At 71.8% G+C, this 23,439-nt stretch carries 20 protein-coding genes; 8 read left to right on the forward strand and 12 right to left on the reverse strand.

Features of this window, described 5'->3' with window-relative positions; all coding sequences use genetic code 11:
* Positions 1–7: 7 nt before the first annotated feature.
* Positions 8–1,759, forward strand: a complete 1,752-nt coding sequence (locus HNQ07_RS08120) for an NAD-dependent malic enzyme (RefSeq protein ID WP_184110519.1) — start codon at positions 8–10, stop codon at positions 1,757–1,759.
* A 62-nt stretch (positions 1,760–1,821) separates the two neighbouring features.
* On the opposite strand, the gene lpdA is transcribed toward HNQ07_RS08120, so the two are convergent.
* The 3 genes from lpdA to HNQ07_RS08135 all read right to left on the reverse strand — a co-directional run bounded on the left by lpdA (position 1,822) and on the right by HNQ07_RS08135 (position 5,681).
* Positions 1,822–3,228, reverse strand: a complete 1,407-nt coding sequence (gene lpdA / locus HNQ07_RS08125) for a dihydrolipoyl dehydrogenase (RefSeq protein ID WP_184110521.1) — start codon at positions 3,226–3,228, stop codon at positions 1,822–1,824.
* A gap of 99 nt (positions 3,229–3,327) precedes the next feature.
* Positions 3,328–3,990 (reverse strand): response regulator, encoded by a 663-nt coding sequence (locus tag HNQ07_RS08130; protein WP_184110523.1) that lies wholly within the window; start codon positions 3,988–3,990, stop codon positions 3,328–3,330.
* Positions 3,987–5,681, reverse strand: coding sequence for an ATP-binding protein (locus HNQ07_RS08135; RefSeq protein WP_229831889.1), 1,695 nt, complete (start codon positions 5,679–5,681; stop codon positions 3,987–3,989). Before HNQ07_RS08135 ends, HNQ07_RS08130 begins: the two co-directional genes overlap by 4 nt.
* 219 nt (positions 5,682–5,900) lie before the next feature.
* Between HNQ07_RS08135 and HNQ07_RS08140 the strand changes: the two genes are divergently transcribed.
* Positions 5,901–7,229: a dicarboxylate/amino acid:cation symporter gene (locus tag HNQ07_RS08140; RefSeq protein ID WP_184110525.1), complete on the forward strand. Its 1,329-nt coding sequence runs from the start codon at positions 5,901–5,903 to the stop codon at positions 7,227–7,229.
* 127 nt (positions 7,230–7,356) lie between these two features.
* Positions 7,357–8,205 carry a DUF2167 domain-containing protein gene (locus HNQ07_RS08145; RefSeq protein ID WP_184110919.1) on the forward strand — a complete coding sequence of 283 codons (849 nt, stop codon included), beginning with the start codon at positions 7,357–7,359 and terminating at the stop codon, positions 8,203–8,205.
* A gap of 63 nt (positions 8,206–8,268) precedes the next feature.
* Here HNQ07_RS08145 and HNQ07_RS08150 read toward each other — a convergent pair whose 3' ends face one another.
* From HNQ07_RS08150 to HNQ07_RS08170, 5 genes are all read right to left on the reverse strand, one after another.
* On the reverse strand, positions 8,269–9,207 hold the full coding sequence (locus tag HNQ07_RS08150; protein WP_184110527.1) for a pseudouridine-5'-phosphate glycosidase: 939 nt from the start codon (positions 9,205–9,207) through the stop codon (positions 8,269–8,271).
* Between the two features lie 47 nt (positions 9,208–9,254).
* The gene (locus tag HNQ07_RS08155) at positions 9,255–10,400 is read right to left on the reverse strand and encodes a carbohydrate kinase (protein WP_184110529.1); all 1,146 of its coding nucleotides are present in this window, start codon (positions 10,398–10,400) and stop codon (positions 9,255–9,257) included.
* Between the two features lie 403 nt (positions 10,401–10,803).
* Positions 10,804–11,619, reverse strand: coding sequence for an HpcH/HpaI aldolase/citrate lyase family protein (locus HNQ07_RS08160; protein WP_184110531.1), 816 nt, complete (start codon positions 11,617–11,619; stop codon positions 10,804–10,806).
* Positions 11,620–11,628: 9 nt separating this feature from the next.
* Positions 11,629–12,627 carry an NAD(P)/FAD-dependent oxidoreductase gene (locus HNQ07_RS08165; RefSeq protein WP_229831888.1) on the reverse strand — a complete coding sequence of 333 codons (999 nt, stop codon included), beginning with the start codon at positions 12,625–12,627 and terminating at the stop codon, positions 11,629–11,631.
* 109 nt (positions 12,628–12,736) lie between these two features.
* Positions 12,737–13,420 (reverse strand): ankyrin repeat domain-containing protein, encoded by a 684-nt coding sequence (locus HNQ07_RS08170; protein ID WP_184110533.1) that lies wholly within the window; start codon positions 13,418–13,420, stop codon positions 12,737–12,739.
* Positions 13,421–13,482: 62 nt separating this feature from the next.
* Here HNQ07_RS08170 and HNQ07_RS08175 point away from each other — a divergent pair, with 62 nt between their 5' ends.
* Positions 13,483–14,910 carry a glycoside hydrolase family 32 protein gene (locus HNQ07_RS08175; RefSeq protein WP_184110535.1) on the forward strand — a complete coding sequence of 476 codons (1,428 nt, stop codon included), beginning with the start codon at positions 13,483–13,485 and terminating at the stop codon, positions 14,908–14,910.
* Here the strand turns inward: HNQ07_RS08175 and HNQ07_RS08180 are convergent.
* From HNQ07_RS08180 to HNQ07_RS08190, 3 genes are read right to left on the reverse strand one after another with little or no spacing between them, the layout of a single operon-like run.
* A complete protein-coding gene (locus HNQ07_RS08180; RefSeq protein ID WP_184110537.1) occupies positions 14,892–15,410 on the reverse strand; it encodes a DinB family protein in 519 nt (172 codons plus the stop codon). The two genes, HNQ07_RS08175 and HNQ07_RS08180, sit on opposite strands and share 19 nt — an antisense overlap.
* Before the next feature lie 7 nt (positions 15,411–15,417).
* Positions 15,418–15,912 carry a GNAT family N-acetyltransferase gene (locus tag HNQ07_RS08185; protein WP_184110539.1) on the reverse strand — a complete coding sequence of 165 codons (495 nt, stop codon included), beginning with the start codon at positions 15,910–15,912 and terminating at the stop codon, positions 15,418–15,420.
* Entirely contained in the window at positions 15,909–16,775 is an 867-nt protein-coding gene (locus HNQ07_RS08190; protein ID WP_184110541.1) for an RIO1 family regulatory kinase/ATPase domain-containing protein, read from the reverse strand. The genes HNQ07_RS08185 and HNQ07_RS08190 overlap by 4 nt, the downstream gene beginning before the upstream one ends.
* Positions 16,776–17,137: 362 nt before the next feature.
* Between HNQ07_RS08190 and HNQ07_RS08195 the strand changes: the two genes are divergently transcribed.
* A complete protein-coding gene (locus HNQ07_RS08195) occupies positions 17,138–18,388 on the forward strand; it encodes a hypothetical protein (protein ID WP_184110543.1) in 1,251 nt (416 codons plus the stop codon).
* Positions 18,389–18,516: 128 nt separating this feature from the next.
* Positions 18,517–20,436, forward strand: coding sequence for a hypothetical protein (locus tag HNQ07_RS08200; RefSeq protein WP_184110545.1), 1,920 nt, complete (start codon positions 18,517–18,519; stop codon positions 20,434–20,436).
* A gap of 53 nt (positions 20,437–20,489) precedes the next feature.
* On the opposite strand, the gene HNQ07_RS08205 is transcribed toward HNQ07_RS08200, so the two are convergent.
* Entirely contained in the window at positions 20,490–21,446 is a 957-nt protein-coding gene (locus tag HNQ07_RS08205) for an ABC transporter substrate-binding protein (protein ID WP_184110547.1), read from the reverse strand.
* 156 nt (positions 21,447–21,602) lie between these two features.
* Here HNQ07_RS08205 and HNQ07_RS08210 point away from each other — a divergent pair, with 156 nt between their 5' ends.
* Together HNQ07_RS08210 and HNQ07_RS08215 are read left to right on the forward strand one after the other, a co-directional pair.
* A complete protein-coding gene (locus tag HNQ07_RS08210; RefSeq protein WP_184110549.1) occupies positions 21,603–22,481 on the forward strand; it encodes a hypothetical protein in 879 nt (292 codons plus the stop codon).
* Positions 22,482–22,614: 133 nt separating this feature from the next.
* A complete protein-coding gene (locus HNQ07_RS08215) occupies positions 22,615–23,439 on the forward strand; it encodes an EamA family transporter (RefSeq protein WP_229831887.1) in 825 nt (274 codons plus the stop codon).

Consider the following 23,439-nt stretch of genomic DNA (forward strand, 5'->3'; position numbering starts at 1 on the left):
CAGTGCCATGCCCAAAGGTCCCCCCGTCTCCCGGTACTACGACGTCAGCCGCGACGAGCACGGCCAGCGGTACATCGACGTGCACGTCAGCGGTCTGGCCCTGCTCCAGAACCCGCTGCTGAACAAGACCACCGCCTTCACCCGCCAGGAGCGCCGCGACCTGGGCCTGGAGGGCCTGATCCCGCCGCACGTCAGCACCTTCGCCGAGCAGAAGGAGCGCACGTACCGCCGCTACCTCGGCTGCCGCAGCGACCTCGACAAGCACGAGTACCTGCGGGCCCTGCAGGACCGCAACGAGGTGCTGTTCTACGGCGTGCTGGAGGATCACCTCGAGGAGATGCTGCCGATCATCTACACGCCCACGGTGGGCGAGGCGGTCAAGACCTACTCCAGCAACTACCGCTACCCGCGCGGCTTCTCCGTCAGTACCGAGGACATCGGGCGCATCGACGAGATGCTGGAGAACGTGTCCGTGAACGACGTCCGCATGATCGTGGCGACCGACTCCAGCGCGATCCTGGGCCTGGGCGACCAGGGCTTTGGCGGCATGGCGATCAGCATCGGCAAGCTCTCTCTCTACACGGCGGCGGGCGGCGTGGGACCGGACAAGACGCTGCCGGTCGAACTGGACGTGGGCACCAACCGCCAGGACCTGATCGACGATCCGCTGTATCTGGGCGTGCACCACCGCCGCCTGACCGGCGAGGCCTACGACGAGTTTCTGGACGCCTTCGTCGAGGGCGTGGCGCACCGCTACCCCAAGGCGATCATCCAGTGGGAGGACTTCAGCCGCGGCACGGCATTCCGGGTGCTGGAGCGTTACCGTCGCGTGCTGCCCAGCTTCAACGACGACATCCAGGGCACCGGCGCCATGGCCCTGGCGGGCCTGGCGTGTGCCGCGCAGATCAAGGGCGAGCGGCTGACCGATCAGGTGTTCGTGGTCGTCGGGGCGGGCGCGGCCGGGATCGGCGTGGCGCAGGCGATCCGTCAGGGGCTGGTGCAGGGCGGCCTGGACGACGCCGAGGCGGGCGCGCGCGTGTACGTGGTGGACCGCTACGGCCTGCTGATGCACGGCCAGCCGGACCTGGAGTCGCAGCAGCTGCCCTTCGCCCGTACTCCGGAGCAGCTGGCGGGCTGGTCGTACGCCGGCGAGTACCCCACGCTGCACGAGGTCGTGGTGAACGCCCGCGCGACCGCCCTGCTGGGCTTCACCGGGGTGCCCGGCCTGTTCCGGCAGGAGACCGTGCTGGCCATGCTGGCGCACACGCCCCGGCCCATCGTGTTCCCGCTGAGCAATCCCTCCAGCCACGTCGAGGCGCGGCCCGCCGACCTGATCACGTGGACGGACGGCGGCGCCATCGTCGCGTCGGGCAGTCCCTTCCCGGACGTGGAGCACGCCGGGCAGCGCTACCCGGTCGGGCAGGGCAACAACGCCTTCATCTTCCCCGGCCTGGGCTTCGGGGCCGTGACCGCCCGCGCCCGCGAGATCACCGACGCCATGATCATGGCCGCCGCCCTGACGCTCGCCGACTACACCCGCACCCACCACCCCGGTCACGTGTACCCGCCTATCTCGGAACTGCGCGAGATCAGCGTCCGCATCGCCGTGGCGGTGGCCCGTCAGGCGATTGCGGACGGCGTGTGCGCCCAGCGCTCGATCCGCAGCCTGAACGACGCCGCGCTGGAAGCCGCGATCCGCGAGCGCGCGTGGCTGCCGCAGTACCTTCCGCTGCACCGCGCGCCGGACGCCCGCGAGTAGCGGCAGGCTCAAGCAGAGGGCGGAAGGCTGCGCAAGCCTTCCGCCCTCTGCCGTTCGCGCCTTTACATGTGCAGCGAGCGTTTGTCGGTCGCCAGCGCGGCTTCCTTGACCACCTCACTCAGGGTGGGGTGCGCGTGGACGGTGCGGGCGAGGTCCTCGGCGCTGCCGCCGAACTCCATGATGGCAACCACCTCGCCGATGAGTTCCGACACGCCGCTGCCGATCATGTGTACGCCCAGGATGCGGTCACTCTGCGCGTCCGCGACGACCTTCACGAAGCCGCGCGGATCGCCGTGGCCCAGCGCGCGGCCGTTGGCGGAAAACGGGAACTGCCCGGTCTTGACGGTCAGGCCGCGGTCCTTGGCCTGCTTCTCGGTCAGGCCCGCCCATGCGATCTCGGGGCTGGTGTAGATCACCCACGGAATCACGTCGTAGTTCACGTGCCCGGCCTGCCCGGCGATCAGCTCGGCCAGCGCCACGCCCTCCTCCTCGGCCTTGTGGGCCAGCATCGCGCCGCCAATCACGTCCCCGATGGCATACACATTCGGCAGGTTGGTGCGGTAGTGCCCGTCCACCTTCACGAAGCCGCGCTCGTCCAGCGCGAGGCCCACGGCGTCGGCGCCCAGCCCGGTCGTGTTCGGCACGCGGCCGATCGAGACGATCAGCTTGTCGAAGCGGGCGGTCGTCTCGGCGTCCTTTTCCGTGTAGGTCACGCTCACGCCGCTGTCGTCCTGCTCGACTTTGGTGATGTTCACCCCGAAGTGGAACTCCAGGCCCTGCTTCTGGAACTGCTTGAGGGCTTCTTTGGCCAGCGCGTCGTCGGCGGCCATCAGGAAGCCCGGCAGGGCCTCCAGGACCGTGACCTGCGCGCCCAGGCGGCGCCACACGCTGCCGAGTTCCAGGCCGATCACGCCCGCGCCGATCACGCCGAGCTTCTGGGGCACCGCCGTGAACTCCAGCGCGCCGCTGTTCTCGACCACGTTCTGGCCGAAGGGGGCCAGCGGCAGGGCGCGCGGGTTGCTGCCCGTCGCCACGATCACGTGCGTGGCCTTCACCTCGGTGCCGGCGGCGTCCACGATCCAGCCGCCCTCCTCCTGGCGGACGAACTTGCCGTAGCCGAAGAACGACGTGATCTTGTTCTTCTTGAACAGGTAGGCCACGCCGCCCGTCAGCTTGTCCACCACGCCCGCCTTGCGCGCGAGCATCTTGGAGACGTCCACGCTCGCGCCCGAGACCTGGATCCCGTGCTCGGCCGCCTCGTGCGTGATCATCTCGAACTTCTCGCTGGAGTCCAGCATCGCCTTGCTGGGAATGCAGCCCACGTTCAGGCACGTGCCGCCCAGACTGGCCTTGCCGTTCCGCTCAAAGGCGTCCACGCAGGCCGTCCTGAAGCCCAGCTGCGCCGCACGAATGGCTGCCACATACCCCGCCGGGCCGCCGCCGATCACCACAACGTCGAAGGAATCCATACCGCCCACGAGCGTACCATCACCGCGCAAAGCGGATGGTGGCGCGTTCCTGCGGCGGGAACGGCCGCGCGCGGAACGCAATGCACGAAAGAGCGCTCCTCAGGACCGCCGGTAGCGCTTCGCGGGCCGGCCGACCGTGCCCACGTCCGTCTCCACGGCCGCCTCGCCCACCTCGACGAGGTGCTCGAGGTAGCGCCACGCGGTCACGCGGCTCAGGCCCAGGGCCGTGCCCAGGTCCGCGGCGGTGCGGGGCGGGCCGCCGCGCAGGGCCGCGCGGACCCGTTGCAGCGTGTCGGCGTCCAGGCCGCTCGCCGCCGAGGCCGGGGTGCTCAGCAGGGCGTCCAGATCGCCCTGGCGCACTTCCGGCTGCGCCCACACGGCCGCGCGCTCCCGGGCCCGCCCCAGCGCCACGCCGAAGCGCCCGGGGGTGACGGGCTTGACCAGGTAATCCGCCGCGCCGTGAATCAGCGCGTCCTGCACGCTGGCCGAGTCGTTCGCCGCCGTGACCAGGATCGCATCGACCCGCGCGCCCGCGACCCGCAGCTCACGCAGGAAGTCCAGGCCCCGGCCGTCCGGGAGCTGCACGTCCAGCAGCAGCAGCGCCGGGCGCAGGGTGGCGACCATGGACCGCGCGATCCGGACGGTCTCCGCGAAGCCCAGCACCTCGAAGCCCCCGGCGTCGTGCAGCCAGCGGGTGTGCAGCGCCGCGATCCGCGGATCGTCCTCCACGATCAGGGTGCGGATGGCCGGGGGAGCGCTCACGTGCCGGCCCCGGCCGGCACGTCCAGCGTGAAGCGCGTCCACGGGCGGCCGCGGCTGTCCGTGACCCGGTCGTGCGTGAGGGTGGCGCCCACAGCGTCCGCGCGGGCCTGCACCAGAGCCAGTCCCACGCCGCGCCCCGGGCCCTTGCTGCTCACGCCCCGCTGCGTCAGGGTCGCGGCGAGGTCGGCCGGCACGCCCGCGCCCGTGTCGCGCACCTCCACGACCACGCCCTCGGGATCGGCGGCGATCAGCACGTGCACCTGTGCGTCCGGGTGGCCCGCAGCGGCCTCCAGGGCGTTCTCGATCAGGTTGCCGGCCGCGAGTTCCAGCAGGTCCAGCGTGCCGGGCGGCAGCTCGGCCGGCAGCGCGGACAGCGGATCGACGCTCAGGGCCACGCCCAGTTCCGAGGCGCGGTCGAATTTGCCCAGCAGCAGCGCGGCCAGCCGCACGTGGCGCAGGCCACGCACCGCGTCGGCGTGGGCGGTGTGCCGCTCGGCCTGGGTGTGGATCAGGGCCAGGGCCTCGCGCGTCTCGCCCAGGTGCAGCAGGCCCGCCAGGGTGTGCAGGCGATTGGTGAACTCGTGCGTCTGCGCGCGCAGCAGTTCGGCGTAGCGCTGCGACTGCGTCAGCTCGTCGGCCAGGGCGCGGACCCGCGCGAGGTCGCGCAGCGTGAGCACCTGCGCACCGTCCCCGGTGTCCTGCACGCCCGCCAGCAGCGGCCGGCCGCGCACGTCCAGAGGCACGGCCACCCCGGCGTCCGGCACGCCCCCCGGCAGGAGCGTGTCCAGCGGCACCGGCAGTTCCTGTGCGGGCACGCCCAGCAGCGCCCGCGCCTGCGGGTTCATCACGTACACCAGGCCGCCGCGCACCACCAGCACGCCCTCCTCCAGCGCGTTCATGACCGTGCGGTAGTGCAGCAGGCCGCCCGCGATCTGCTCGGGCTCCAGGTCCAGCATCTCGCGCTGGGCACGGCGCGCCAGCAGCAGTGACAACCCCAGCGCCAGCGCCAGCGCGCCCAGGTACCACGGCAGCGCCGCCCACAGCACGTCCCGGTAGACGTCCCGCAGGCGTGGCAGCAAGAAGCCCACGCTCGCCAGGCCCAGCACCCGCCCCTGGCCCGAGACGACCGGCACCTTCGAGCGCACCGAGCGGCCCAGCGTGCCCTCCACCGTCTCGGTGACGCTCTGGCCCCGCAGGAAGGCCGTGAAGTCCCCGCCGGCCATGCGCTCCCCGATGCGGGAGGGCGTGGGGTGCGTCAGGCGGGCGGTGGTCCGGTCCGTGACGACCACGTAGTCCGCGCCCAGCAGTTCCCGGTACGTGTTCATCAGCGGGTTCAGGGCCGCGCGCTGCGCTGCGTCGCCCTCCAGCGCGGCCACGACCGGCGGCAGGACGGCCACCAGCCGCGACTCGCGCAGCGAGCGTTCCGCGAACGACCGGTGGATGCCGCTGTACACGCCCTGGCTGACCAGGCCCAGCAGCGGCACGGCCAGCAGCAGGAACGCGCCCAGGGTCGTCAGGAACAGCCGCGACCGCACGCGCAGCAGCCGGGGCGTGTGCGGCAGCGCCACCTCGCGCGCCAGCGGCCCCAGACGGTCCACCGAACCGCCCGGCCGCCCTGCGCGGGAGGAAATACGCTGCACGCCCATGGTCAGGGCAGTGTCGCACACCGCCGCCCGGCGGGTTGTGTTCACCCGCCGCACAATACCCCCGCGCCCGCGGGGCGGGAAAAGCCGCGCCTGGACGCACGGCCGGCGCGTGACGCTCCCTGGCCGGTGTCCCGCTCTGGCGCGTTGTCCCGGCCATGACACACACTGCGCGGCGTACTTCAACCCAGCCCTGGCCGCACCGCGCCGGCCATGCCCCTCACGTCCCGGCCCCACCACGCCGGACGGCCCCCGGAGGTTTCACCCATGCCCAGGATCTTCCGCAGCCTCTACGCCCAGGTGCTGACCGCCATCGTCATCGGCGTCGCCGTCGGGCACTTCTTCCCGACCGTCGGAGAGCAGCTCAAGCCGCTCGGAGACGGGTTCATCAAGCTGATCAAGGTCGTGATCGGCCCGATCATCTTCTGCACGGTCGTCAGCGGGGTCGCCAGCATGCGCGACACGAAGAAGATCGGCCGCGTGGGCGGCAAGGCCCTGCTGTACTTCGAGGTCGTCACCACCGCCGCCCTGCTGATCGGCCTGGTCGTCGTGAACGTGGTCGGCCCGGGGCGCGGTATGAACATCAACCCGGCCACGCTCGACACCAGCGCCATCACCAAGTACACCGAGGCCGCCAGCGAGCAGAGCGTCTCGGACTTCATCCTGCACGTCATCCCGACCACCTTCGTCAGCGCCTTCACCGAGGGCGACCTGCTGCAGGTGCTGCTGATCGCGCTGCTGAGCGGCTTCGCCCTGATCCGCATGGGTGACCTGGGCCAGCGCATCCTCAGGGGCATCGACGCGGCCAGCGCGATGGTGTTCCAGATCCTGGGCTTCATCATGAAGCTCGCGCCCATCGGCGCGTTCGGCGCGATGGCCTTCACCATCGGCAAGTACGGCGTGGGCAGCCTCCAGCAGCTCGCGTACCTGATGGGCACGTTCTACGTCACCTGCGCGCTGTTCGTGCTCGTGCTGCTGAACATCATCGCCCGCGTGTCGGGGTTCAGCCTGTGGAAGTTCCTGCGCTACATCAAAGAAGAACTGCTGCTCGTGCTGGGCACCAGCTCCAGCGAGAGCGCCCTGCCCCGCCTGATGGCCAAACTGGAGAACGCCGGCGCGAACAAGAGCGTGGTCGGTCTGGTCGTGCCCACCGGATACTCCTTCAACCTCGACGGCACCAGCATCTACCTGACCATGGCCGCCGTGTTCATCGCGCAGGCCACCAACACCAACCTGAGCTTCGCTCAGGAACTCGCCCTGCTGGGCATCCTGCTGCTGACCAGCAAGGGCGCGGCCGGCGTGACCGGCAGCGGCTTCGTGGTGCTCGCCGGCACCCTGGCCGCGCTGGGCACCGTGCCGGTCGCGGGCCTCGCCCTGATCCTCGGCATCGACCGCTTCATGAGCGAGGGCCGCGCCATCACCAACATCATCGGCAACGGCGTGGCCACCCTGGTCGTCGCCCGCAGCGAGAAGGCCCTGGACATGCAGCGCCTGACCCGCGTCCTGAACGGCGAACAGCTCCCGCCCGTGAACACCGACGTGCAGAGCGAGGAGCACGGCGAGGGCCGCAAGCTGGGCAGCGCGCAGCCGGCCTGACGACGGGCCGGGCACCGCGGGCAGAGGGCTTCACGCTCTCTGCCCGCGCTCGCTCGGTACTCCCCCCGCTGGAGGTGCCGCACATGCCGCACCGGGCTGCCGGGCGTCCTCTTACCCTGAGAAGGTGATGAAACCTGTCTTCATGTTCGCGGCGCTGGCCCTCGCCACCACGGCCGCTGCCACCACGCCCGCCACCAAGCCCCTGACCTACCAGACGGGCACCATCACGCTGCTGGGCGGCAAGGCCACCCTGACCACCGGCACCACGCTGCGCTACCTGAACGCCGAGGGCGCGCGGCGCGTGATCGTGGACGAGTGGGGCAACCCGCCGGAAGCGGCTGAGGGCACCCTGGGCATGATCGTGCCCGCCGGCACCGATCCCGGCACGCGCGACGGCTGGGGCGTGGTGGTGACTGAGAGCAAGGACGGCCACGTGTCCGACAGCGACGCCGCGAAGACCAACTACGACCAGCTGATGAAGGACATGCAGGCCGCCACCCAGGACAGCAACGCCGAGCGCGAGAAGGCCGGGTACGGCACCCTGGATCTCGTCGGCTGGGCCGACCCGCCCCGCTACGACGCGGCCACGCACAAGATGTACTGGGCCAAGGAACTCGCGTTCAGCGACAACGAGCACCACACCCTGAACTACGCCGTGCGCATCCTGGGCCGCGACGACGTGCTGGAACTGAACGCCGTGGCGGGCATGGAGCAGCTCCCGCAGATCAAGAAGGACATGGCCGCCATGCTGTCGCAGGTGTCCTTCACCGCCGGCTCGCGCTACGAGGACTTCGACGGCAGCACCGACAAGCTCGCCGCGTATGGCGTTGCTGGGCTGGTCGGCGTGGTCGCCGCGAAGAAGATCGGCCTGCTGGCCCTGCTGCCGCTGCTGCTCAAGAAGGGCTGGATCGTGCTCCTGGCCGGGCTCGCGGCCTTCCGCCGGCTGTTCGGCCGCAAGGGTGCGGCCCAGGCGTAAGGGGGAACAGAGCCGGGGGCTGGGGACGGGGAAGCCCACTCCCAGCCCTCCGCGTGTGTGCCCTCAGCCTAACGCCGCGTACGCCACGGCCACCTGCGCGGCCACGGCGGCGTTGTGCCGCACCAGGGCGATGTTGGTGTCCAGGCTGCGCCCGCCCGTGATCTCCACGATGCGGCCCAGCAGGTACGGCGTGGTGTCCTTCCCGGTCAGGCCCAGGGCGTCCATGTCGCCCAGCGCCCGCTCGATGTGCGGCGTGATCTCGTCGGCGGGAATCTCGGCGTCTTCGGGCACGGGGTTGGCGAGGAGCACGCCGCCCGACAGGCCCAGCGCCCACTTCGCCTTCAGGACGTGGGCGGCGTCCTCGGGCGTGTTCACGCTCATTGGGGACTTGAAGCCGCTGCGGCGCGAGTAGAACGCCGGGAACTCGTCCGCGCCCAGCGTGATCGCCGGCACGCCCTGCGTCTCGAGCACCTCCAGCGTCAGGCCGATGTCCAGGATGCTCTTGACGCCTGCGCTCACCACGCACACGTCGGTGTGGGCGAGTTCCAGCAGGTCCGCGCTCACGTCCATACTGCGCTCGGCGCCGCGGTGCACGCCGCCCGTGCCGCCCGTGGCGAACACGCGGATGCCCGCCAGCGACGCAATCCGCATGGTCGACGCCACCGTGGTCGCGCCGTGCTTCCCGAGGGCCACCGTCACCGGCAGGTCACGGGTGCTGATCTTGTCCACCCCCTTGTCGGTGGCCAGCAGGTGCAGTTCGTCCGGGGTCAGGCCCACCTTCAGGCGGCCGCCCAGCACGGCAATGGTGGCGGGCACCGCGCCGTGCTCGCGCACCACGTCCTCCACGCCGCGCGCCATCTCCACGTTCTGCGGGAACGGCATGCCGTGGCTGATGATGGTGCTCTCCAGCGCCACCACCGCCCGGCCGGCGTTCAGCGCGGCGGCGACTTCCGGGTGGATGTCCAGGTACGGGGCGACGGACTGGGAACTGTGCTGTGTCATGGGAAACCTCGGTGGGGGAAAGGGCTGTGAGGACAGGTCTGCTGGGGTCAGGTCGACTGCGTGGGCTCGGCGGTCACGGTCTCCGCCAGGCGCGCTGCGATGGCCGCCGGGGTCAGGGTGGGGGAGACGGCGGACTCGCTCTCGATGGTGATGGCCGCCGCCGCGTGCCCCCGGCGCGCCGCCTCGGCCGGGCCCACGCCGGACGCCAGGGCCGCCAGGAACGCCGCGAGCATCGCGTCCCCCGCGCCCGTCACGTCCCGCACGGTGGCGGGCAGGGCGGGCAGGTCGTGCACGCCGTCCGGGCCGGACAGCACGCTGCCGTGGGCGCCGCGCCGCACCCACACCAGCGTCACGCCGAGGTCGTGCAGTTCGCGGGCGGCGGAGCGGATGGCGTCCGGGTCGTCGGGCACGTCGTGGCCCACCAGCACGGCTAGTTCCGGCACGTTCGGCGTGACCGCGTGGGGCACCAGCCCGGCTGCCAGCGCCGGACGCAGCCGCGCCGCCTTGGGCACACTGACCGGCTCGAACACCACCGACGCGCCCACCTCGGCCGCCAGGGTCAGGAGGTGCGCCAGGGTGGCCTCCGGCAGGTTCCCGTCCGCGACCACCCATGCCGCGCCGCGCAGCGTGCCCCGGCGCTCGTGTAGGGCGGCCGGCGTCAGGGCCTCGGTGGCCTCCATCGCCGCGACCGCCACCAGCAGTTCGCCGTTCGCATTCAGCACGGCCGTGTACGTGCCGGTGCCCACGCCCTCGGCGCGCAGCACGCCCCGGACGTCCACGCCAGCCGCCTCGGTGGCGCGCAGCAGGCTGTCGCCCAGCGCGTCCCGACCCACCGCCGACACCAGCGTGACCGGCACGCCCAGCCGCGCCAGATTTTCGGCCACGTTGCGCGCCACGCCGCCCGGCGCCTGCACGGTCACGCCAGGGTTGCTCGTGCCGGGCACCGCCGCTGCCAGCGTCCGCGCCTTCACGTCCACATTCGCGCCGCCCACCACCACCACGCGCCCCGGGCCGTCCGCCGGCGGCAGCACGTAGCCGCGGCCCAGCAGCGCGCCCTTGCGCACCAGATTGCTGACATGCACGTTCACCGCCGCGCGTGTGGAGCCCAGGCGGCGGGCGAGGTCCTCTGGGGTTGCCAGGGGGGTCTCCCGGATCAGGGCGAGGAGGGCGGATTCGGTGTCGGTCAGGGGCATGGCTTAACTATAGTAAAGGAGCTTTTTGAGATTAAGCAAGATGGTGTCGGTTTCCTCCTCTGGCCCCACCCCCCAGCCCCCAACCCCAGACTCGGAGAGTTGCGCAGCAGAGGGGCAGGGGGAGCGGCGCTGCAGTGAGCAGTTGGCGCCATGCTGCTCGAGCTGGCCTAACACGGGGTCTCGTTGTCGTGGGGCCGTGTAGCTGCCTCGTGCGTTGTCGCCGTCACTCGCGCACGATGGCTTTCGGTCAGGTGCTCAGTGGGACGCTTCGGTTTTGAACCCCTTGCCGCTTGCCGGGGACTCGCAGAGGCTGGGAGAGGGTGGCGTGACCACCTCTACCGAACCTATTCCCTCCGCCTTTCCCAAGAGGGGATCACAGAGCGGCGAAGCAGGGTGAGGGGCTCTACTGCGTCGCTTCCCACAGCGCCAGCACGTCCTGCGCCTCGTCGACGTGCATCTGTTCGATCAATGCGCCGTGGTGGGTGGCGACGCTCCGGCCCTCGGCGCGGGCGGCGGTCCAGGTGTCGATCAGGGCGCGGGCGGCGTCGGCCTCGGCATCGGTGACGCCGTAGGCGGCGTTGGCGGCCTCGATCTGGCTGGGGTGGACGACGGTCTTGCCGGCGAAGCCCAGCGCGCGGCCCTGCTGGCATTCGCGCTGGAAGCCGCCGGGGTCGCGGACATCGTTGTACACGGCGTCCAGCGGGAGCTTGCCGTGGGCGCGGGCGGCGAGGACCACGGCGCTCAGGGCGTGCAGCAGCGGCAGGCGGTCCGCGTGGGGCCGGGTGCGCAGGGCGCGGGCGAGGTCGTTCGCGCCAACGAGCAGCCCGGCCACGATGGGCACGGCGGCAATCGCGGGGGCGTTCAGCACGCCCAGCGGCGTCTCGACCATGGCCCACACGGGGAGGCCAGGGGGGACGTCGTGGACAGCGCGGGCGTCCTCGACTTTCGGCAGCACGATGCCGGCGGCGGCTGTGGCGAGGGCGCGGTCGGGGTGCGCCCAGGGCGTGCCGGGGCCGTTCACGCGGACCAGCACGGGCACCGGCCACGGCGTGTGCAGGGCCTCCTGGACGTGCTCGCGGGCCTGCTCCTTGTGCTCGGGCGCCACCGCGTCCTCCAGATCCAGGATGACCGCGTCGGCGGGAAGCGTGCGGGCCTTCTCGATGGCGCGGGGTTTGTCGCCCGGCACGTACAGCACCGAGCGGAGGGGACGGGGCGTCATGCCCGCATGCTAGGCGGTCACGTGCCCGGCCAGCGTCCAGCCGCTCAGCAGGGCCGCTTCCACGCGGGGGCCGTGTCCGTCCGGCGTGAAGCCGTCACCGCAGATGCCCAGCCGCAGGTGCCCGTCCCAGTGGTCGGGGCCGGCCGCCCGGCGTTCCGGGGTCGCGTAGCGCCAGCGGTGCGCGAAGGTGGCGGCGGCGCCCAGCGGTGAGCCCAGCACGTCCGCAGCGGCGGCCAGCAGCTCCGGCAGCACCTCGTCCGGGGTGCGCTCCAGGTGCGCGCGGGTCCATTCGGCAGTGGCGTGCAGCATCAGTGCGGGCGGATGGCCGGCCGGGCGTTTGGTGTGCTCGCGGGCGATCCACTCCAGGGTGGGGTGGCCGCGCAGTTCCAGCGCGGGCCATTCGGCAGGCACGTCAGCGTTCAGGACGATCCCGGCCGCCCACGCGGGCGCGAAGGTCACGTCCGGTACGGGCACCTCCAGCCCGGCCAGCAGGGCCCGCTGCTGCGGCGCGGGCACGTTCAGCAGCAGGGTGCGGGCGCGGGCCACCTCGCCGGCCGCGTCGAACACGCGCCAGCCGGTCTCGTCACGCGCCACACGGGTCACGGTCACGCCGGGGCGCACGTCCAGACCGTCCGCGAGGGCCTTGCCCAGGGCGCTCATACCGGCCGGCGGCGCATAGCGGGGGTGGCCGTCGCTGCCGGCGGTGACCGCGCCGCCCTCCCAGCGGGCAAACCCGCGCGTCCACTCGCGCAGCCAGCCGTCGGCCACGCCGCTCTCCACCAGGCGCTGCGTGCGCTCCGCCCGCGCGGTGAAGAAGCGGGCGCCGTGATCCAGCCGCGCCTCGCGGCCGTCCGGCAGGGTCACGCGGCGGGTCGCGGCCCGGCCGGACACGCCCCGCGCCTTGTCCAGCAGCAGCACGCGCTGTCCGGCGGCCCGCAGGTCGCCCGCGGCGGCCAGACCAGCCAGACCGGCGCCCACCACCACGGTGTCCAGCATCTCAGCGGTCATGCGTGTCCGGACGTGGGCGCGCGGCGCTCGACGCGAGCAGGAACGGCAACAGGGCCAGCAGATACACCAGGGGTCGCGGCATGGGCGCAGTATCCGGCAGCCCGGCCGTTCACTCCGTGCGCTGGAGTAACTTCACCATGCCCGCGTACCCCCGCTGCCGCGCGTGCTCCAGGGGCGTGACCCCCTCGCGGTCCGCGACGTGCGGGTCGGCGCCGTGGGCGAGGAGTTCCCGCACGATCTCGGTGTGCGTGTGGCCGCCGTCCCCGAGGATCACGGCCTCCAGCAGCGCCGTCCAGCCCAGGTTGTTCACATGGTTCACGTCGATCCGCGTGGTGTTCAGCAGTTCGCGGACGTACGCAAGGTGACCGCGGTCGGCGGCGGGAATCAGGGCGGTGCCGCCGAAGCGGTTGGTGAGCGTCAGGTCGGGGTGCGCGCGCAGCACCTCGCGCAGCAGGGCGACGCTGCCGGTCTCGCCGCTCACCAGCAGGGCGTTGTTGCGCTGCGTGTCCTGGCGGTCGGGGTCGGCACCGGCGGCGATCAGCACGCGGGCCACCGCGACGTGATCGCCCAGCGCCGCCCACGTGAGTGCGGTGCGGCCGGTGGCGTCGGCGGCGTTCACGTCCGCGCCGGCCCGCAGCAGGGCGCTGACCTCGGCGGCGCGCCCGCTGCGGGCGGCCTCCAGCAGCTGGGTGTTCACGGTTACCTCCGTGCGGGGTGGGGCCGCGCCGCCGGCGGTGGCGGGCGCGGCGGCGACCATCGTCGCCAGGACGAGCAGCAGGCTCCGGCGCAGCATGCGTTCATCATGCCCGCCGCGCGCCTGTAGAGTCACGGTTCCCCAGCGGGCATCATGGACCCATGCCCGTCCTCAGGCCCCGGCTGCACTTCACTCCCCGCCAGTACTGGATCAACGACCCGAACGGCCTGGTGTACGCAGGCGGCGTGTACCACCTGTACTACCAGTACAATCCGCGCGCTGACGTGCACGGATACCTCAGCTGGGGCCACGCGACCAGCCCGGACCTGCTGACGTGGACCGAGCATGACGTGGCCCTGCCGTGGCGCGAGGGGCACGAGGTGTACTCCGGCAGCGCGGTCGTGGACTGGCACAACACCAGCGGCCTGGGGCAGTCCGGCGACCCGCACCCGCCGGTGGTGGCGACCTACACGGGCGCCGCGCCGTACCACCAGGCGCAGTACCTCGCGCACAGCCGCGACGGCGGGCACACGTGGGCCTTCACCCGCGAGCGGGCGGTGCTGGACGAGGGCAAGCAGGACTTCCGCGACCCGAAGACCATCTGGCACGCGCCCACGGCGCGCTGGGTCAGCGTGGTGGTGCACCCGGTCGAGCGCCAGATCGGCGTGTACGGTTCCCCGGACCTGCACGAGTGGACGCCGCTGAGCACCTTCGGCCCGGCAGGGGTCGTGGACGGCATCTGGGAGGTGCCGGACCTGTTCCCCGTGACCGCGGCGGACGGCCGCGAGCGCTGGGTGATGAAGGTGGACGTGTTCGCCGGCGCGCCGCAGGGCGGCACCGGCGCGCAGTACTGGGTGGGCGACTTCGACGGCGTGAGTTTCACGCCCACCCAGGCGGCCCGCTGGGCGGACTGGGGCAAGGACTTCTACGCGGCCATCACGTACAGCGACCTGCCGGACGCCGGGCGGCGCGTGTGGCTCGCGTGGATGAACTCCTGGGAGTACGCGACCGTCCTGCCCACCCAGCCGTGGCGCGGCGCGATGACGCTGCCCCGCGACCTGGGCCTGGTGCCGGACGCCGGCGGCTGGGCGCTCACGCAGACGCCGGTGCGCGAGCTGGACGCGCTCCGGGATCGGCGGACCGCGCTGGCCGCGCCGCAGACGGACATGACGATCGAGCCCGGTCAGCCCCTCGACCTGCTCCTGACCGTGCCGCGCGCGGGCCGCCTCACCGTGACCCTCGCGTCGGAGGCGGGCGCGGAGGCCACGCTGCGCGCTGAGGGGGGCGTACTGACGCTGGAGCGCCCCGGCCCGGCGGACGTGCCGGGGTTCGCGGGCACCCACACCGCGCCCTTCCCGGACGGCGGCGCTGACCTCGACCTGCGCGTGATCCTCGACACCTGCTCGCTGGAGGTCTTTGCGGGTGGCGGGCGCCTCAGCGTCACGGACCTCCTGCTGCCGGCCCGGCCGGTCACCCGCGTGACGCTGGAGGGTGACGCCACCGGCGAGGTGTGGACGTTGCGGTCTGCCCTGCCGGACGTGGACGGCGCCGCCGAGACTCGGGCCCAGGGTCAGAACGTCGGCAGGTAGTTCAGCAGGTCCAGGAACGGCGGCGTGACCCCCTGCTGCCGCAGCAGCGCCGAGATCTGCGCGCTGTGCCGCATCTCGTGGATCATCACGTGCCACAGCAGGCCGTGCACGGTGTAGCGCTGTTCGCCCTGGCGGCCCGACACCGTCACCAGCCGCCCCTCCTCCTCGGGCGTCAGGGTGCCCAGATACGCCGCGGTGCTGTCCTCCACCCGCCGCCAGTAGTCCAGCATGGTGTCCAGCGGAAACGCGGCGTAAAACGGGCCGTCCTGCGCTCCGACCAGCGATGGCACGCCCTCCCACACGGGCGCGTCGCGCCGGATGTCCTCGTGCAGCCACGAGTCCTCGACCGCCGGAATGTGCAGGATCAGGTCCTTGATGCTGTGGAAGCGCGCGCCCGGCAGCACGGCCCGCGACAGCACGTCGTCCGGCGCGGCTTCCAGCGTGGCCCACAGGTCGCGCCGGGCGCGGCGCAGGTAGTCGTACGTTTCGGGAATGTTCAAGGGCACCTCAGCGTGGAAGCTCCAGGCCGGCGTAGGCGCTCAGGTCGGGCTGGAGGGGGTATGCCATCGCGGCGGGCGTCTCGGGGAGCAGGCCATGGTCGCCGGCTGGCCGGAAGCCGAAACGCGGATAGAACTCTGGATGGCCCCACAGCACGACCAGCGCCTCGCCCGAACTCTGCGCGCGCTCCAGCAGTCCGCGCACCAGGGCGCTGCCGACGCCCTGGCGCTGGTGTTCCGGCGCCACGCTCATGGGTCCCAGCAGCAGCGCCCGGCGGGGCTGATCGGCGTCGCCGCCGTGCAAGTCACACGGCGCGATCATGCCGTGGCCCACGATCATGCCGCCCTGCACCATCACCAGCGACCACTCCGCGCGGAAGTCGGCGCTGGCCCGGAAGGCGCCGATCATGGCGTTCTCGGCCCGGCCGTCGTCCCAGGTGAAGGCCCGCCGGGTCACGTCCTCGATGGCAGCGGTGTCGGCGGGCACCTCTGGGCGCACCGTCACGGCAGCACCAGCCGGGGCTCCGGCGCGGGGCCCTGGGAGCGGCGCTGCACGTCGCGCAGCACGGCGTCGGGCTCGGCGTGCAGGCCGTGCTTGCGGAAGGACGTCACCAGGCTGTGCACGTCCCGCGTGAGCAGGTCGCGGAAGTTCGGGTTCTGCCGGGTCACGAGTTGAGGAAAATCGATGATGGTCACGGTGTTCTCCCACCACAGGAGGTTGTAGGTGCTGTAGTCGCCGTGCACGAAGCCCAGCCGCAGCAGGTGCGCCAGGCCGCTGACGCTCTGCTCCCACGCCCCCGCAGCATCGTGTGGGGTCAGGGGGGCGTCGCTCACGCGCGGCGCGGGGTGATCCTCGGTGCCGACCAGCCGCATCAGGACTGCGGGGACCGTCTCGGCGTAGTCGTCGGGGCGTGGGCCGGCCAGCGGTTCGGGGACGTTCAGGCCGGCGCGCCACAGCGTCCACAGGTGCGCGTACTCGGCCATCACCCAGCCGTGCTGGAGCATCTGCAGTCCAGCGCGGCTGCGCGACTCCATGGCGCGCTTTGCCCGCTGGTCGAGGATCACCTGACCCTCGCGGTACACGCGGTCGTTCTTGAAGCTGCGGGCGTCCAGGTCGCGGTAGATCTTGAGCAGGACGCTGCCGTGCACGCTGCGGGCGACATACGCGGTGGCTTCCTTGCCGCTCTTGAGTTCCGCCACGACCTCGTCGATCAGGCCGCGGCTGACCAGGCGGCGCACGGTGTCGTCGGCGATGTCCTCCTCGTTCTGCGCGGCGAGGTCATCGATGCGGCGCCGGCCCTGTGGGCGGTCGCGTTTGCGGCGCAGGCGCTGCTCGCCCGGCTCGTCGCCCGTCCAGCGGGCGCTCATGGTTGCCCCGGTCGGTCAGGGCGTGGGAAGGGTCCGGAAGGCCGGTGCGGCCGTTGAACGTGTTTCAACAAGGGAACTCCTGCGATCGGTACGGGAACCTCGGGTCGTGATCCTCAGTCGGTCGATGTCGAAGTTGGTCATAGGCGGCACCTCCTTTACGGTGATGGCCAGAGCGTATCAGGCCGCGTCCTAGCGGTGTGCGTGATAAGCCATCACGCCTACGTCCATGAAAAACGGCCAATTTGTTACCACTGGTTACCCGGTGTTACTTCGCGGCTGACCCTCCGCATGAGAAGATCACGCATCGTTGAAGGCGACACGATTCAAGGTCAACCGTTCTCTGCCACCCGGGGGCCGACTGCATGCCGAACACACCCGCCGCCGATGCCTTTCCCGGCCCTCTCACCATCAGGCTGCATAAGGATGTCTGCACCATCTTCTGGGAAGGTCAGCCCGTCCCCCTGTCCACCAAGTGGGTCGTGTTCTACACGCTGCTCGCTGTGCACAACGACCGGCACGTCAGCACCGACGAGATCTGCGACCACCACCCGTGGAGCCGCCTGAGCCCCCACATCGCCGGCCGCGACATGTGGCGCTTCACGAATACCCAGGAAGAACGCTTCTTCGGCCGCCGTATCACCCACAGCCCCGCGCGGCAGGCCAGCAAGCTCTTTACCCTCGGCCTCGACCCCACGCGGCAGGTGCGCTTCGAGCCCAGCCGGCCCGTCATCGCCGACCACCTGCGCACCCTGCGCGCCCAGCGCAACGCCATCGGCATGGAGCTCAGCGAGTGCACACTGCTGCTGTATTCCGGCCTGGTCGAGCAGGCCCACGCCCGGCTTCTTGACCTGAGCGCCCGCATCCTGGACGTCAACGAACGTGCCCACACCGAGACCCTGATCACCATGTGCCTCGACGAGCAGCGCGGTGTGGACGGCACGGTGGCGCAGCTTCCCACCCTGCACGCCCTGCTGGAGCAGCCGGGCCTCAACCGCCTCAACCGCGCCCGCCTGCTGATCCGCCTGGCCCGCCACGCCACCCTCAGCAGCGACTACGACGCGGCCCGCCCCCACTACGACGCCCTGCGCAGCCTGCTGGTGCCCGAGGACGGCGTGGAGTTCTGCCAGTACCACATCAACTACGGCCTGTACCTGCGCCGCACCGGGAAACTCGAACAGGCCATCCACCACCAGCGCGTCGCGCACGAGGCCGCGCAGAACGCCCAGTGGTGGTACGGCGTGTACGCCGCCCGCAGCAACCTCGCCCTGATGTACCTGAACGTGGCCGAGCAGAGCCCGCCCATGTCCCGCCGCGCCAACCTGGAACGCGCCCTGGACTGGGCCCAGCGGGCCAGCACCACCGCCACCCTCACCCGCCAGCCCGTCTCGCAGGCCGTCGCGGCTGTGCTGATCGTCCGCACGTCCCGGCTGCTCGGCCACATGACGCAGGCCCGGCACTGGCTGACCGTCGCCCAGAGCTACCCGGATCTCCCGGACCGCGACAGCCACCTGGCCGTGACCTACGACGAACTCGCCGCCATCGAGGACGACAGCGGCAACCACTTCCTGGCCGACGTGGCCCGCGCCCAGGCTGCCCAGCTGCGACGTACGTGAACCCCGCCTGACGCGTTCATCTCCTGTCACGGCGCGGTCACGGTGACCCGGGCACCATGCCCGCACCTCCGGCTGCGGGCGGGTGACCGTCCCTCCGCCCGCTCGAGCCGGGGGCATGGAGGGACACCATGAACGCACACGTCATCCGTCGCCACACCGCCGCCCCCCTGACCCTGTTGTCGCTCGCCCTGAGCCTCGCCGCGTGCGGGGGCGGCACGGCGACCCCGCCCGGCACGCCCGTGACCACCCTGAGCGACAGCGGCGCCGGCAGCCTGCGTGAGGCCATCGGCGCCGTCGCCGCCGGCGACACCCTGCGCCTCACGCAGGGCGGCACCCTGACCCTGCAAAGTCCCCTGGTCATCGACAAGAACGTGACCGTGATCGCCAGCGGCGTGACCATCGACGCGGCGGGAAAGGGACGCGCGCTGGAGGTGGCCAGCGGCGCCACCGTGACCCTCAAGGGTGGCACGCTGAAGGGCGGGACGGGCGGAGTGCTGATCGCCCGCCTGACCACGGCCAGTGTGGGCGAGCGGTCTGGCCCCGCCCGAGTGGAGCCGCGCGCGCGCCTGAGAGCCAGCGGGCTGAGCGCGCAGGCGGCCACGCCGACCGTGGGCGGCGTGCTCCTGAACCGGGGCACGCTGACGCTGGACGGTGTGACGATCACCGGGGGCAAGGCGAATATCGGCGGCGGGATCTTCAACGCGTCCGGAGCCACCCTGACGCTGACTGGTTCGACCAGCGTCACGGGAAACACGGCCGACCTGATCGACCCGAACGACGACACGATCGACCAGGGGGTAGGCGGCGGCATCTTCAACAAGGGCACCCTGTTCGTCAGCGGCGGCAGTGTCAGCAACAACAACGCGTCGTACTCGGGCGGGGGAATCCAGGGCGGCATCGGCAGCGCCATCACGATCAGTGGGGGCAAGGTCGATGGCAACACCACCACGTACCCGGTGACCGTCGAGGGCACGGTCACGACGGGTGCGGCCGGCGGCGGCGTCTTCACCAGCGGTGACCTGACGGTCACGGGCGGCAGTGTCAGCGGGAACAGCACCTCGTTCTTCGGTGGCGGCATCACCGTGCAATCCACGTGCGCTGACGCCGAGTGCACCACGGTGAACCGGCCCGTGTTCAAGTTGTCCGGCGGCACCATCGAGAACAATGCCCAGACGGATACCACCGGAATCGGGGGCGGCGGCGGCCTGTGGAGCGACGGCACCACGACCATCACCGGCGGGACCGTGCGGGCCAACACTGCCGACGGCGGAGCCGGCATGGTCGCGTGGTACACCACCGACATCACTGGCGGGGTGTTCGAGGGCAACCAGGCGCGTGGGAGCGGTGGCGGCCTGTTCTTCCTCAACTCTGGCCGTACCTATCACATCGGCGGAACGGCACGGATTACGGGCAACAAGGCCGTGAACTCTGGAGGCGGTTTCTCTATCGCCCGTTCCGCCGAGGTGACCATGGATGGCGGCAGCGTCAGCGGGAACGCGGTGACGGGCACCACGGATGGCGGTGGCGGTGTCCGCGTGGGCGGCGGCACGGCCTTCACGCTGGTGGGCGGCGAGATCAAGGGCAATACGGCAGTGAAGACCGGCGGCGGCATCACGGTGGGCGGCAAGGTCACCATGACCGGCGGCAGCATCACGGGCAACACCGTCACGAACCGCACCGACGCGCAGGGCGGCGGGGGCGGCGGCGTCCGGCTGTACGCGGGGGCCAGCATGACCGCCAGCGGCGGCACGATCAGCAACAACGTCGCGTGGTTCGGGGGTGGTGTGGAGACCAACGGCGCGTACCAGACATCGCCCACCTCCACCTTCGTGCTGTCCGGCGCGACGGTCAGCAACAACCGGGCCGAGGACAACAACGTCGGCGGAGGCTTCTGGAACGACGGCTCCCTGAGTATCCAGAGCGGCAGCGTGACCGGCAATGTCGCCCGGCAGGGGGCGGGCGTGTTCAACACGAAGGTCGCCGTGTATTCGCAGGCCGGCGGCAGCGTGAGCGGCAACACGCCGGATAACGTGTACACCGCGCCGTAACCCAGGAGAGGGCGGCGGGCTTCAGATCGGCCCCGCCGCCCTCCGCGCCGCGCTCACTTCAGCGTCTTGCTGATGTACTGGTTGGTGTAGTAGTCCGCAGCCTTCGCGCCCTCTTTCAGAGAGCCCTGCTGGATCAGGGCGGCGACGGCCTTGGACCACGCCGCCGGGTTGCTGGAGCCGAGGCCGTTTTGCTGCGTCCACGCGCTGGTCATCAGGGGCGTGCTGGCCTTCAGGACCTCCAGGGTGCCGCCGTCGGCGCCGAACACGGGCTGGGCGAGGGTAAAGGCGCGGGCGGGGTCGGCGACCGTGAATTTCAGGCCGCGCTGGGACGCCCGCACGACCTTGCCGGGCAGGTTGCCCGAGAGGGTCTTCGCGCTGCCGATCAGGCCCGCGCCGACCATGGGGTACGCGCCGCTGACGTCGAGGGTGTAGACCTTCTTGCCGGTGGCCCGGGCGAGGTTCAGCACGTCGTTGTTGACGTAGCCGACGGCGGCGTCCACGCGGCCGCCGCGCACGGCGTCCACCTGCGTGAAGCCGACCGTGGCGAGTTTCAGGTCGCGTCCGTCCTTCAGGCCGGCGTCGTCCAGCAGGGCCAGGACGGCGTTGTACGAGCTGCCGAAGGGGCCGGGGACGCCGAGGGTCTTGCCCTTCAGGGCGGCGGCGCTGGCCAGCGGACTGAGGCTGAACACCGTGACGGGGTTTTTCTGGTACATGGTCATCACGTAGCGCACGTCCGCGCCCTGGTTGCGCGCGAAGATGGCGTCCTCGGGATCGCCGACCACGAAGTCCAGCTTGCCCTGGAGCAGCAGCGGCATGAGTTCATTGATGAAGCCGTGCTGGAACTTGACGGTCAGGCCCTCGGCCTTGAAGTAACCGAGCTTGTCCGCCACGTAGAAGGGCGTGAACTGCACGTTCGGGAAGTACCCCAGGCCGATGTTGACCGTGCGGGTCTGGGCGCCGGCGGTCCCGAGGGCGAGCGCAGTCAGGGCGATGAGGGTCAGGCGGGTCATGGCAGCGAGTATACGGGCGCTTCTTGACGCTTCCTTGATGGGCACGGACGCGCCGTGCGCAACAGACGCGCAAAAGGCGGGGGTGATAGACTCCGGGGCACGCCCGCGTGCCGTGGCCCTGCGGGGACGGCCGAGCGGAGCAAAGGAGTACATCAGATGACCCAGAACGACGACACGCGCCAGGCCGAGCAGACGCCGGAAGAACTGCGCGAGATCATTCCCCAGCTTCAGGGCGAGCCCGATGAGGACGCCGTGCTGGATGCACAGGAAGCCCAGGCCGAGGTCGGCACCGAGGGGCTGAGCGCCGCCGCAGAGGCGGACGACGACGAAGAGGGCGAGGACGAGTACATCGACGCCGATGACCTGCTGGGCCTGCTGGCCGAACTGAAGGACATGCTCGAAGCCCAGGGCAAGGAAATCCGCGGTCTGCGCCGCGAGATGCGCGAACTGCGCGAGTCGCAGGGTCAGGGCGGCGCGCGTCCGGCCGGCGACCGTGGCGGTCAGGGCGGCGGCTTCCGTCCCCGCGAAGACCGTGGCGGGTACCAGGGCGGCGGCGACCGTGGCGGTCAGGGCGGCGGCTTCCGTCCCCGTGAAGACCGTGGTGGGTACCAGGGCGGCGGCGACCGTGGCGGTCAGGGCGGCGGCTTCCGTCCCCGTGAAGACCGTGGCGGGTACCAGGGCGGCGGCGACCGTGGTGGGTTCCGTCCCCGTGAAGATCGCGGCGGGTACCAGGGCGGTGGCGACCGTGGTGGTCAGGGTGGCGGCTTCCGTCCCCGCGAAGACCGTGGCGGCTACCAGGGCGGCGGCGACCGTGGCGGTCAGGGCGGCGGCTTCCGTCCCCGCGAAGATCGCGGCGGGTACCAGGGCGGTGGCGACCGTGGTGGTCAGGGTGGCGGCTTCCGTCCCCGCGAAGACCGTGGCGGCTTCAGTGACCGCGAGTTCCGCCCGCGTGACGCGGCGGCCGACACGACGGACCGTCCGCGCGCCCGTGCGGACCGCGGCTGGAGCACCACGCCGCGCCGCGACGACGAGTAAACGCAGTCCCCTCCCCGCGCGCTGAGCGGCGGGAAGGACCGGGCCCGGCCCTGGTGGAGTCCTCCACCGGCCGGGCCCGCTGCCGTGTGCCCGGCGCGGCGTCCGCTACACTCGGCAGCCGGATGGTGCGCGCGTGCTGAATCCCACCCTGAGCGGCCTGCTGTCGGCCGCGACATACGGTGTGGGCGATTTCCTGTCGGGTCTCGCGAGCCGCCGGGACCCGCCGCTGCGGGTGGTGGCCCTCACGCACCCACTGAGCGCGGCGGCCATGCTGCTGCTCGCGTGGGCGCTGGGGCAACCGGTGCCGGAGATGGCCGCCCTGGGGTGGGGCGCCGGAGCGGGCGTGGCCGGACTGGTGGCGGTGCTGGCGTTTTACCGCGCGCTCGCGCTGGGACCGATGGGCGCCGTGTCGGTTGGGGCCGGGGCGCTGTCGGCTCTGGTGCCGGTCGTGGTCGGCGTGCTGGGGGGCGAGGCGCTGGGTGTGGTGGGCTGGCTGGGCGCCGCGGCCGTCCTGGTGGGCACGGCGCTGCTGGGCTGGCCCGCGGCGGGGGAGGGCGCCGGGCGGGGCACGCCGCTGGGCCTGGTGGCCGGCGTGGGCTTCGGGGTGTTCTTCGTGCTGCTCGCGCAGGCGCAGGGGGGCGGCGTGCTGTGGGTGCTGGGCGCGGCGCGCGTGGCGAGTTCGCTGGTGGTGGTGCCGCTCGCGGCGGCCACGGTGGGCCTGCGCCCGCGCGGGCCGGGGCTGATCGTGGCGTCCGCGCCGGGTGACACGCTGGGCAACGTGTTCTACCTGCTGGCCGTCCAGACCGGTCCATTGGCGGTGGGCGCGCTGCTGACCAGCCTGTACCCGGCCGTCACGACGCTGCTGGCCGTGACCGTGCTGCGTGAGCGCCTGCGTGCGCCGCAGTGGGTGGGTGTGGGGCTCGCGCTGGGCGGCGCGGCCCTGCTCACCCGGCCGTGA

The sequence above is a fragment of the Deinococcus metalli genome (assembly GCF_014201805.1).
GTDB classification, from domain to species: domain Bacteria; phylum Deinococcota; class Deinococci; order Deinococcales; family Deinococcaceae; genus Deinococcus; species Deinococcus metalli.

Bases quoted from the DNA above. Each gene is read 5' to 3' on its own strand.
- HNQ07_RS08155 (WP_184110529.1), bottom strand. From the start codon at position 10,400: ATGCCCCTGACCGACACCGAATCCGCCCTCCTCGCCCTGATCCGGGAG.
- HNQ07_RS08150 (WP_184110527.1), bottom strand. From the start codon at position 9,207: ATGACACAGCACAGTTCCCAGTCCGTCGCCCCGTACCTGGACATCCAC.
- lpdA (WP_184110521.1), bottom strand. From the start codon at position 3,228: ATGGATTCCTTCGACGTTGTGGTGATCGGCGGCGGCCCGGCGGGGTAT.
- HNQ07_RS08120 (WP_184110519.1), top strand. From the start codon at position 8: ATGCCCAAAGGTCCCCCCGTCTCCCGGTACTACGACGTCAGCCGCGAC.
- HNQ07_RS08145 (WP_184110919.1), top strand. From the start codon at position 7,357: ATGAAACCTGTCTTCATGTTCGCGGCGCTGGCCCTCGCCACCACGGCC.
- HNQ07_RS08175 (WP_184110535.1), top strand. From the start codon at position 13,483: ATGCCCGTCCTCAGGCCCCGGCTGCACTTCACTCCCCGCCAGTACTGG.
- HNQ07_RS08140 (WP_184110525.1), top strand. From the start codon at position 5,901: ATGCCCAGGATCTTCCGCAGCCTCTACGCCCAGGTGCTGACCGCCATC.
- HNQ07_RS08190 (WP_184110541.1), bottom strand. From the start codon at position 16,775: ATGAGCGCCCGCTGGACGGGCGACGAGCCGGGCGAGCAGCGCCTGCGC.
- HNQ07_RS08205 (WP_184110547.1), bottom strand. From the start codon at position 21,446: ATGACCCGCCTGACCCTCATCGCCCTGACTGCGCTCGCCCTCGGGACC.
- HNQ07_RS08200 (WP_184110545.1), top strand. From the start codon at position 18,517: ATGAACGCACACGTCATCCGTCGCCACACCGCCGCCCCCCTGACCCTG.
- HNQ07_RS08165 (WP_229831888.1), bottom strand. From the start codon at position 12,627: ATGACCGCTGAGATGCTGGACACCGTGGTGGTGGGCGCCGGTCTGGCT.
- HNQ07_RS08210 (WP_184110549.1), top strand. From the start codon at position 21,603: ATGACCCAGAACGACGACACGCGCCAGGCCGAGCAGACGCCGGAAGAA.
- HNQ07_RS08170 (WP_184110533.1), bottom strand. From the start codon at position 13,420: ATGCTGCGCCGGAGCCTGCTGCTCGTCCTGGCGACGATGGTCGCCGCC.
- HNQ07_RS08160 (WP_184110531.1), bottom strand. From the start codon at position 11,619: ATGACGCCCCGTCCCCTCCGCTCGGTGCTGTACGTGCCGGGCGACAAA.
- HNQ07_RS08195 (WP_184110543.1), top strand. From the start codon at position 17,138: ATGCCGAACACACCCGCCGCCGATGCCTTTCCCGGCCCTCTCACCATC.